General features: G+C 55.1%; 11 protein-coding genes. 6 read left to right on the top strand and 5 right to left on the bottom strand.

Annotated features, from left to right (window positions below):
• Nucleotides 1-202, top strand: a 202-nt coding sequence (locus VK725_RS10845) for a GFA family protein (RefSeq protein WP_325318066.1), incomplete at its 5' end; no start/stop codon positions are given.
• 75 nt (nucleotides 203-277) lie between these two features.
• Entirely contained in the window at nucleotides 278-874 is a 597-nt protein-coding gene (locus tag VK725_RS10840; RefSeq protein WP_325318065.1) for a tetratricopeptide repeat protein, read from the top strand.
• An 8-nt stretch (nucleotides 875-882) separates the two neighbouring features.
• Here VK725_RS10840 and VK725_RS10835 read toward each other — a convergent pair whose 3' ends face one another.
• Complete coding sequence (locus VK725_RS10835; protein ID WP_325318064.1) at nucleotides 883-1,350, bottom strand: MarR family winged helix-turn-helix transcriptional regulator; 468 nt, start codon at nucleotides 1,348-1,350, stop codon at nucleotides 883-885.
• Between the two features lie 89 nt (nucleotides 1,351-1,439).
• On the opposite strand from VK725_RS10835, the gene VK725_RS10830 reads away from it, so the two are divergent.
• The gene (locus VK725_RS10830; RefSeq protein ID WP_325318063.1) at nucleotides 1,440-2,015 is read left to right on the top strand and encodes an NAD(P)H-dependent oxidoreductase; all 576 of its coding nucleotides are present in this window, start codon (nucleotides 1,440-1,442) and stop codon (nucleotides 2,013-2,015) included.
• 407 nt (nucleotides 2,016-2,422) lie between these two features.
• A complete protein-coding gene (locus VK725_RS10825) occupies nucleotides 2,423-5,599 on the top strand; it encodes a TonB-dependent receptor plug domain-containing protein (RefSeq protein WP_325318062.1) in 3,177 nt (1,058 codons plus the stop codon).
• Nucleotides 5,600-5,723: 124 nt separating this feature from the next.
• Here the strand turns inward: VK725_RS10825 and VK725_RS10820 are convergent, their stop codons facing one another.
• Nucleotides 5,724-7,034: an amidohydrolase family protein gene (locus VK725_RS10820; protein ID WP_325318061.1), complete on the bottom strand. Its 1,311-nt coding sequence runs from the start codon at nucleotides 7,032-7,034 to the stop codon at nucleotides 5,724-5,726.
• A gap of 79 nt (nucleotides 7,035-7,113) precedes the next feature.
• Nucleotides 7,114-7,515: a DUF6632 domain-containing protein gene (locus VK725_RS10815; protein ID WP_325318060.1), complete on the bottom strand. Its 402-nt coding sequence runs from the start codon at nucleotides 7,513-7,515 to the stop codon at nucleotides 7,114-7,116.
• 249 nt (nucleotides 7,516-7,764) lie between these two features.
• Here VK725_RS10815 and VK725_RS10810 point away from each other — a divergent pair, with 249 nt between their 5' ends.
• Both VK725_RS10810 and VK725_RS10805 read left to right on the top strand, forming a co-directional pair.
• Nucleotides 7,765-8,436, top strand: a complete 672-nt coding sequence (locus VK725_RS10810; RefSeq protein WP_325318059.1) for a hypothetical protein — start codon at nucleotides 7,765-7,767, stop codon at nucleotides 8,434-8,436.
• Nucleotides 8,437-8,441: 5 nt separating this feature from the next.
• A complete protein-coding gene (locus VK725_RS10805) occupies nucleotides 8,442-8,855 on the top strand; it encodes a DUF302 domain-containing protein (RefSeq protein ID WP_325318058.1) in 414 nt (137 codons plus the stop codon).
• A gap of 132 nt (nucleotides 8,856-8,987) precedes the next feature.
• Here the strand turns inward: VK725_RS10805 and VK725_RS10800 are convergent, their stop codons facing one another.
• Together VK725_RS10800 and VK725_RS10795 are read right to left on the bottom strand one after the other, a co-directional pair.
• The gene (locus tag VK725_RS10800; protein ID WP_325318067.1) at nucleotides 8,988-9,866 is read right to left on the bottom strand and encodes an AraC family transcriptional regulator; all 879 of its coding nucleotides are present in this window, start codon (nucleotides 9,864-9,866) and stop codon (nucleotides 8,988-8,990) included.
• A gap of 71 nt (nucleotides 9,867-9,937) precedes the next feature.
• Nucleotides 9,938-10,429, bottom strand: a 492-nt coding sequence (locus VK725_RS10795; protein WP_325318057.1) for a YbhB/YbcL family Raf kinase inhibitor-like protein, incomplete at its 5' end; no start/stop codon positions are given.

The raw sequence follows: 10,429 nt of genomic DNA, 5'->3' as shown, positions 1-10,429 counted from the left end.
GTTTCGATTCAGGTTTTGCCCGATTTGTGGTAGCAATGTATTCCACACGGAGGAAGGTAATGACACTATCGTGTTGGTTGCGGTCGGTGCATTTGCGGACCCCAATTTCCCTGCGCCTGAAGATTCTGTTTACGAGTGCCGGAAACACGCCTGGGTGCAATTGCCGTCCAGCGTTACGCGCTACGAGAAAAATCCAATCTGACGTCACAACTCTATTGCATTCATGTATCGCATTCAGCGTGCCAAGACTTAAGCCTAAGCGCACGGAGCAACCGGGATGACAAGAACTTCGATGTACAAGAGTGCCTATTTTGGGATGCTTGTATTGGGCGTAGCTTTATCCCTATGGATCGTCTTTTACTTCCAGATGACCGTTGTCGGGGTGCTAATACTTGCAGTTATTCTGCTTTTTCCAGGGCGCGTTCTTGGATTCTTTTGGCGTGATTTACTCCGTGGGCTGAGGTTGCTTCATGAGAAGCGATACGCGGAGTCCAAGCGTCATTCGGAATTGTTTCTCACAAAGGTCAAAGATCAGCCGTGGCTCAAAAAGTTGATTTGGTTGGGCTCAGGTGCTTATTCACGCGATCCCGAAGCGATGGCTTTGAACAATCTGGGAGCAGCGGAACTGAAGCTCGGCGAATTGGATGACGCCAAGGCGCATCTCGCTGCCTCCATCGCTGTCGATGAGCTAAATCCGCTGCCGTATTTCAATATGGGACTGCTTTACAGTGCTTTGGGCGACCGGGACGCTGCTACCGGGTGCTTCGACAAAGCGGTGTCTCTTGGTTATTCGCGGAGCGCGGTGGATAGATTTTTCCAGAATTCCCAAAAGCACTTCGCTGAAAGTGACGGACAGGGTACTAGCCTCGGGTAATTCTTAAGTCACTTTTTTGATTTGTTACCGCTCGTTTGGCTTCCGCGCATTTCCTCGTGCTTCGCCTTCATTGCATCCGCGAGCTTTTGCACGAGTTTCGGAAAGGTGTCGCGCTCCTCTTTCGACCAATCTTCAACCAGCTCGTGAAGTAGCTTTCGCCGCGCCTCGGTGATCGCGGTAACGGCGCGCAGTCCAGCCTTGGTGATGGTCGCCTCGCGCACGCGCATGTCTTCGTTCGTTAGTGGGCGCTTTATCAATCGCAGCTCTTCGAGTTTGGCGAGTTGGCGGCTGACGGTAGACGGGTCGCGGCCCACGCGATCAGCAAGCTGCGCAACCCCCATGCCTGGCGCAGCGCTGAGCCGTACCAACAAAGGGAACAGCGCGCGGTCCAGGGATATGCCCGCCTTATCCAAAAGTACGTCGTCCTGGCGTGGGCTGTTCAGGTAGCCGGTCAGCTCGATGAGCGCGGACGCCATGGCATCCAAGTTTCGTGTATCGTACATGCTTTACACCACTCGATGGTTGGTCTAAGATGCATGTATCATACATGCAAATGAGTGTTGTCATGGAAAACAGAAAAAACGTGCTTTTGATCATGGGAAGCACGCGTGCGGGCCGGATCTGCCCGAAAATAACAGAGTGGGTCGCGCAGATAGGACGCGGGTGCACCGATCTCGACTACGAAGTCGTCGATCTTGCGGATTGGCCTTTACCTATGAACGACGAACCGGCCATTCCCGCAAAGGACGTGCCCTATGCGCAAGCACACACCCGCGCCTGGAGCGAGAAGATCAAGAGTGCAGACGCGGTCGTCTTTGTGACGCCTCAGTTCAACTGGGGCTACCCGGCCGTCGTAAAAAATGCGATCGACCACCTTTATCACGAGTGGCGCAACAAACCTGCGGCTATCGTGACGTACGGTGGACACGGTGGCGGCAAGTGCGCCGAGCAATTAAGGCAGGTCGCTGGAGCGGTGAAGATGCGCGTTGTTCCGACAGCGCCAGGCATCTGGTTGCCGGAAGGCGTTATTCGAGAAGATGCTCCTTTCGATCCAGAGCGTGATTTCGCTTCGCATGTGGCGTCTATCCAAAACGCTTTCACGGAGCTGTCTAATCAAATTAACGCGACAGATTTTGTGTGATGAAACCGATGTGCCCGAGCTTGATTAGCACGGGGTTTTCCGGTTCCGCTCTGGATTGACGTCCGTTGCAATCGGCCCCTGCGTAACTGGCGTACGACAAACGGCACGGATGTCGATTTGTCGGCCCCTCAATCGTCGTTCAAAAGAAGGGTATTTGTTGGGCCAGATGTGCTCGGGCCCGGCACGGCCGTGTGCAACCTGACGTTTTACACGGGAACGGAAGAAGAGCGCGGGGATACGAAGGGAAAAGATTAATTTTTCAGATATTCACCTCCAATGGCTCGGTGTGTTGTTGATCGTCGCCAACAAAATGGCACGACGACACCGCCGCGGCAAACATCCGAGCAAAGACAAACAAGGGAGAGCAGACGTGTAGTCACACTCAAAGCAAAAAGGGAGCACCTACCATGAACTCACGACATCAAACGATGGCGAATGCCATACGCATGGCATTAGCTCTAGGAAGCTGTGTGTTGACGACGGTAGCGGTGGCACAAACCGCAACTGCCGGACAACAGTCCCCCACAGCGAACCCCCAGACGACTCCTCCAGCCACTGCATCGACACCTTCAGCTACGCAGCCACCCCCGGCGCAGCCGCAGCCGGGGAGCAATCCGCCGGCTACGCAGAAAACCGCCACGTTGCAGGCGATTACTGTCACAGGCTCACTTATTCGCAGCGTCGACGTGGAAACGGCGCAACCCGTGACCGAACTGTCGCATCAAGCGCTTCAGCAACAGGGCTTTGTAAGTGTCGGTCAGATTCTACAGAACGTTTCCTCTGTCGGTTCATCGGGAACCAGCAGCCAAAGTGCTTTGGGTAACATCGTGGGGCAGTATGTGAGCCTGCGCGGGCTCGGTGCTCCGCGCACTCTGGTGCTGGTCGATGGCCAGCGCTGGACCACGGATATTTTTGGTGAAACCGATTTAAGCACCATCCCTAGTTCGATCATCGATCACATTGAAATACTGCAAGACGGTGCATCGGCGATTTATGGTTCCGATGCGATTGCTGGCGTGGTCAACATCATCACAAAAAAGGATTTCGATGGTGTGCAGGTCGACACCTACAACAGCATGTATTCGCCGCAGAACGATGGCAAAAACAGCCAATTCAGCCTCACCGGGGGCAAGAAGTTTTCGCGAGGCTCGTTCTTGTTCAACGTGACGGCACAAAACACCAATGGCCTGATGGCGAACGACCGTGATTACAGCAAATACGGATTTTTCAGTCTGGGTCCGAATTATCCTCAAAGCCAGACAGTGCCATCGCCTTACGGCACCATCACCGGGGCGCTCAATCCGGCGACGGGTTTGCCGGTGAGCTTACCGCAACTAGCCAATGGCCCGATTACCGTCAACATGGGCCAGAATGGACTTGATATCGCCAACTATCACGTCAACACATTCGGCTCTCAATATCCGTCGCCTTATTTCAACAACGATTACCAAAACTCCGCTTATCTCGAATCACTGATTCCAGACAACCGGCTCAGGTCGTACTACTTGAAAGGCGACTATCAGCTCACCGATCACATCACGGCGACTGTCAGCGGCACATACAACACCAACAATTCCAGCACGAGTACCAGCGGTTACCCACTCAGCTCGTTGACGCCCGCGAATGGTACGCACCTGGCGCAAGCGCTTGGGCTTCCCATCGGGACTTTCCCGGCGGTTTATTTTCCGACGCTGTCTTCGCAGAGCTATTACAACCCGTTGCCTGGCAATAATCTTGAGTTCGAGTTGCCGCTGCAGTATCCCAATCGCGTTACCTACAACAAAATCAAGCAATATGGTTGGCGATTCGGTCTGGAGGGCGATTTTTCGCTCGGTGAGAGGGAGTTTAATTGGGACGCCGGTTACAGCGACTACCGCTACGATCAATCGAGTTTTGGACCAGGCAATCTCAATATGGTTCATGTTGCACAGGCCGTTGGACCTTCCTTCATGGGACCCAACGGCGTGGTGGAATGCGGTACTGCGGGTAACGTGATTGCCGGTTGTGTACCACTCAATCCATTTTCCGGTGCAGGTGGTATCACGCCAGCTGAAATCAATTATCTGAACATTTATGCCGGGACGCGTTCCTTTAGTGAAACAAAAACACTGGACGTTAATTTGTCGGGTGACATGTTCACGCTTCCGCAATCCTTGGGAAACGGCGATGTGACGTTTGCCGTCGGCGCGGATCATCGCGATATTTCCGGCGCGGCCACACCAGATCAATATACGCAGCTTGGTCTCAACACCAATTTGCAGCAAAACCCGGGAAGCGGCTCCTATGGCCTCAACGAGGCGTACGCGGAGGTGAATATTCCCGTTCTGAAGGATATGCCGGGTGCGCAACTGCTGGATGTCGACCTCGCCCATCGCTTTTCGCACTACACCAACTTCGGCAATACCAACAACAACCAATTCAAGTTGTCGTGGCAGCCGATCGACGACGTGTTGGTTCGTGCCAGCTATGGCACGGGTTTTCGTGCCCCCGCTATCGCCAATCTCTATGGCGGCGCGTTGCAGAGTTTCACAAACTATACCGATCCCTGCGACATCAACTTTGGCTTGACAGGCAATCCTGTCGTCAAGCAGCGTTGTCTGAATGGGTTCGCTGGACTGCCGGGCGTCGGCCCTGGCTTTACGCAACTCATTCCCAATGGCTCCCCCATTCCGCAGCCCGATCAGACCAGTACCACGCCGTTTTTCACCGGCGCCAATCCCAATCTGAAACCAGAAACATCCAAGAGCTACACCGCGGGCATTGTCTATAGCCCGCACTATCTCACCGGCTTTAATGCGACAGTGGATTGGTACCGCATCAGGATCGACAACGTCATTACGTTACCGACGGCTAGCAGCATTCTGGACAATTGCTATCAGCTCGGCGAGACGCAGCAGTGCGACCAATTCCAGCGTTCGCAGGCAGGTGGCCCATTCAATGGACAGGTGATCAATCTTGTTCAGACGCTGGTGAACCAAGGTTCCGTCGAAGAACGCGGCGAAGATCTGAGTTTAAGCTATCTGTTCCCCGAGACGCCTGTCGGCCTGTTCAAGCTTGATTCGACGAGCACCTATATCAATTCTGTGAAGGAGCAAACCACACCCGGCGGCCCCATCATCTCCAACACGCTGGGTTCGTACGATACGGTACTCGGGCCACTGTGGCGCTTCCGATCCAAGGTCAACTTGAATTGGAGTTACAAACACTTCGGTGCAACGTGGACGATCCGTTACTACTCGTCGCTGTCGGAGCCGTGCATCGCCCCCAACCCGGCCATAGATCAATTCGTCCCTTGCAACAATCCCAACAAGGACTTGGCAAACTCGCCTAATGGATTGAATGTGCAGGGTGGTGTGGCTTTCAACGATTTGCAGTTGAGTTGGCAGGCGCCATGGGGCGGACGGATCGCACTGGGCTCTACCGATATCTTCAATCGGAGGGCGCCGCTCTCATACTCCGGTGTATATAGCGTGGCAGGTCCCCTAGGCCCCACCGGAACAGATGGCTACAGCGACTATCCGTACAACCCGCAATACGATATTGGCCGCGTCATTTACCTTAAATACGAGCAGAAGTTTTTCTAACCGTACTCGTTATTCGACGCTGGCAGCTTGTTGTCAAGCGACGTATAGCACAAAGGGCGCGAATCATTCGCGCCCTTTGTTGTTTTGTGACGATGATTGCACCACGAATAACGCTGAATTTTCTTCATTGCGACTGCTTGTAGATTACCCCGCCTTTCATCACGAACGGCACGTTTTCAATGGCGCTGATGTCCGTCGTGGGATCGCCATGCACGGCGATGATGTCGGCATCGAGTCCAGCCTTTAGCTGGCCGAACACATCTTGTTGCCGAAGAATTTTCGCGTCCACGGCAGTAGCAGCCAATAATGCGCGTGAGGGTGACATGCCGTCGCGCACCATCCATTCCAGTTCCTTGTAATTTGTGCCGTGCGTAAACACGCCCACGTCGCTGCCGCAGCCAATCGTGACGCCGGCCTGCATGGCGAGCTTGAATGCGTTTGCAGCCTGCTGCATGTCTGCGGTGGGCGGTTGGCCTGGTTTCCAGCCTTTGAAGTATTCGGAATAGGCAGCTTCCGCTTCGAGTGTGGGCATGTAAGCGACGTTGTGCTGTTTCATCAACGCGAACACGTCGCGTGTGCCGCCATAGGCATGTTCGATGGTGTCCACGCCGGCGAGGATGGCGCGGCGCATGCCTTCGGGCGTGGTGGAATGCACGGCGACAGGTAGGCCCAGAGAATGGGCGGCTTCCACACCTGCGTTGAGTTCTTCTTGCGTGAAGGTGGGCACAGCGCCGCTGCTCTTGCCGCAGTGGTAGTCGGCATAGAGCTTGATCCAGTCTGCGCCGTGACCGGCCTGGTCGCGCACGGCGTCGATCATCTCCGCGGTGCCGCTGACCGGGATGCCACCTTGAGGCAGATCGATGTCGGTACGGAAACCCATCGGGCCCGGTCCGTAGCAGTGCGCAGCGATGGTGGCGCGCGTGGCGACAAACATATGTGGGCCGGGAATCAGGCCATCGTTGATGGCGCGCTGCACGTCGACATCGGCGTAACCCGCGCCTTCGGTACCCAGATCACGCAGGGCGGTAAAGCCAGCCATCAATGTGTCGTGCACGTGCTGCACCGCTTCGATGGTGCGATAAGCCTGCGATTCCTTCAGTACCTGGTCGTTCCACAACGTTTCGTTGTACGGGTGGAGAAAAATATGCGAGTGCGCATCGATCAGGCCCGGTAGCAGTGTCGTCCCCGAAAGTTCGATAGTCTGTGTGCCTGGGGGTGCATTGACTTGCGCAGCAGGTCCAACGGCCGCGATCTTGTCACCTTCAACGAGTACGACCCAGCCGGTATGCGTTTGCTCGCTGCGCGCATCGAAGACGCGATCGGCTTTGAGTAACCACGGGTGATCGGCTGGTTTGTCGACGGCTTCGGCAACGGCGCTCACAGTAAACAGGGCACAGCAGAACAGGGCGGCCGCAAGGCTCCGCCGTTTGCGCATCGACATGTTGTTCCCTCACGCTATCGTTGTTGACCGGCGCTATTTTTAACACCGTTTGGCTCATCTAGTGTCACTTTCTTCATGCGATCGAGGAAACGCCGACTACACGTCTGTTGCGTGGCGTGAGTACAGCGAGCACGACGGCAATGAGGAGCAATGCAGGGACATCACCCATCAGATGTCCGTGCTGTCCGACATCGGCCAGTGCCTGATAGATCATGATCAGCGCGTGCACCAGGCTCGACCAGATCGTGAACCAGATCAGGCTCAGATTCTCCATCGGATCGCGCGCAGCCAACATCAGAAAGACGCCGAGTGTGGCGTAGATGCCAACGATCATCATCGGATAGTCGGAATGGCCGACGTGCCAGGTCCAGCCCGAGGGCCACAGCAACATCAGCGGATACACGCCAAAACACAGGATGATGCCGAAAATCGTGAGGGCGATACGCAGATAGGAAAGACGCCGTTCGATGGTCATGGAGTGGCTCCCCAACATCGGAACTTCAGTGGAGGTATAGCCGCACTAGCGGAGCACGACGGTGCTATCCGCCCCCTGGATGCGATCCCACACCTACCGTCGGCAAGGTGCTCGGCCGAGTTATACGCCGACCGCCGATGTGAGACAACGTGATGCACGCGATGCCGAGCGTCCTTGTGTAAACTCCGGCCGCGAGGAGGCGTTTTTCAGCGCAGCTCGTTTGTGATGATGTTCGACCTGGAGGCGGTCATGAAAGGAGTGTCGGCTTTGCGCGCTTGGGCGATGCTGGGTTTCTGTTTTGTCAGCTTTTCTGCGATGGCGCAGAAGACGCTGACTCCGGTCACTGTTACGGCGCCCGCTTATACATCCCATCATGGCGGTTATCTCATCTCTGGCGATTTCAAAACTGATCCGCGGATTCCGTCCGTTGTTTTTCCCTCGCAGGCATTGGTCAAGGACGACGTTCTCAGTGTCGAGCCGGTCCATCTGGCGGATACCGACTATCTTGTCGTGCAGGAATGCGCGACGGCCGATTGCGCCACGGCCAGCATCGTGCGCGTGTGGAATGCCGATGGTGCGAAGACCGCGGTGAGAAACAGCGACAATCGCATCCAGATTCAGCACGAAAACAAATACTGGATCTGGGTGAAACACCTTCCCGAGGCTTTTTCAGCAGGCTGCGATAATTGTGGCGAGCACTACAGCAGTTTCGAGCCTTTCAGCCCGCCGATGGTGCTTATTCCCAGCGGGCAACTTGCAGCGATGAACAAAGACGAGTTGCAAGCCGCCAGGACAGAAGAGCCCGTTCAGATTGAAAGCCAAACGCACGAAGGCTCAACCTTCGTGGTGACCTATGACGGTGGTACCATCGTTCGAATCCGGCGCATGCATGCCGATCACATCGATAAATCCGAGCATTGATCGCCATGACCATTTCCGATTCAGGTGCGAAACAATCCACGGGGGTTTTGAGTTTCAAAAGCCCATATACGTTCGATGACACGGTGCAGCGACTGCTGGCGGCTTTGAAAGATCACAGCATCAAGGTCTTCGCCACCATCGACCAGCGAGCCGAAGCGAAGGCAGTGGGTCTGCCCATGCCTTCGACCGTATTGATTCTTTTTGGCAACCCGAAGGGCGGTACTCCGCTCATGCTGGCAAATCCGGAAGCGGGTATCGATCTGCCGCTGAAGATTCTGATTTCGGAGTCCGTGCCCGGGCATGTGGATGTGTTCATCAACTCTGCCGAATACATCATTCAGCGCCACGCATTGCCGAACGAATTGCTGGCGAATATTGCGCCGGTGGAGCGTCTGATTGCGGGCGCATTGAGCGCTTAGCACGCCTGCGGCTATTTAGTTGACTTACTTGAGGCTTACTCGTCACGCAAATGGGCAGACCGAGCGGTCGAGGATACGTTGCCGTGGCTGCGCGAGCCATCGTCATGGCTCGCCTAGCGTTGTCCGTGTGAATTACTTGAGCGGAAGATACACATCCAGAATCATTTCGTTCTCGGGCACATCCGGATAGAAATGAATGCGTTGAAGGAAAAGTGGAAAGTCGCGTGGTTCTTCGCCGCTCTGCGGCAACCATTCCTTGTAGAGGAAAGAAAGGGATTGGCCGAGGTTGTCGTCTGATCCGATGTGACGCAACACCGCGCATCGGCCTGCAGGGATGGTCTTGCGGATGACGCCATAACGTTCGTCATCCGTTTCCCGATCGACAGCCGCGCACAGATCCAGCCGAAACCCAGCAGGATCGGCTTCGTCGGGATCATCGTAAAGGATGTTGAATGTCGCGCTCTGCGTAGGATGAAGATGGTTGTGCTTTCGCCACGCAATGAATTGCGCGATGGAGTCGCCGATCAGTGCCGGATCGCCTCGATGTTCAAGTGCGCCGACGTCGGTGGCCTTGAAGTCGACAATTTTCACATCCTGAAGTCGATGGATCATTTTCATATGAGTTTTCCTTAGATCAGCCAATACATCGCAGGTTTCTTGCCAAGAAGTCCACTGCGGCTGACGTCGAAACTCCGTCGGTGTTTGCCCGGTGCTTTTCTTGAAGGCCCGCGCAAACGATTCGGGATTGTCGTAACCGCTTTCCAGCGCAATGTAAATCACCGATTGATCGTGGCGGAACGCAAGACGATATGAGGCGCGCTTCAAACGATTAAGTTGAACGTATTTGTAGACGCCCATACCGAAGAGTTCTGAAAACTGCCTTAGAAAATGATGCTTCGAGAAGGCAGCGATCTGACTGAGGCGATCCAGGCTCACATCTTCCGAAAGATGTGTGTCGATGTATTCCAGTGTTTTCTGAAATCGATGTCGATAAGCATCGGTAGATCGCATCGTCAATGAGGTGTCTCCTTGGCCATCGCAAGCGTAGATGCGTACTTGCGGCGATGCCTGACAGAAATTGCTCAGTGACTGAATACGCCGGAGATCGCACCCTTGGCCAATACGTGTCCTTTGACGGCGTTGGCGAGTTGCTCCTTGCTCTGTCCGGATGGCAAGGCGAGGTCTACATCCAGCGCATACACCCGGAAATGGTAATGATGCGTTCCATGGGGCGGGCAGGGGCCGCCGTACCCGATATTGCCGAAATTGTTGGCACCTTCCGCGGCATGACCAAGCCGCATGGACGGTGTAGACGCGCCTTCCGGAATGTCGTGGGTGCCTGCGGGAATGTCATAAGCGAGCCAGTGCGTAAAAGACATTGGCGTGTCGGAGTCGTCCATGACAATGGCGATACTTTTTGTTCCTGTCGGCAGTGCGGACCATTGGATATCGGGCGATACATTGGCGCCGTCACAGGTGAATCTGGCTGGTATGGCTTGGCCATTTTTGAAGTTTGAGCTGGTGACGGTTATAGATGCGCCGGGTGCAGCGCCTGCGATATCGGCTTGTCCATT

Source organism: Dyella sp. (genome assembly GCF_035486915.1).
GTDB lineage: Bacteria > Pseudomonadota > Gammaproteobacteria > Xanthomonadales > Rhodanobacteraceae > Dyella_B.
This window is presented reverse-complemented; position numbering and strand designations above follow the sequence as displayed.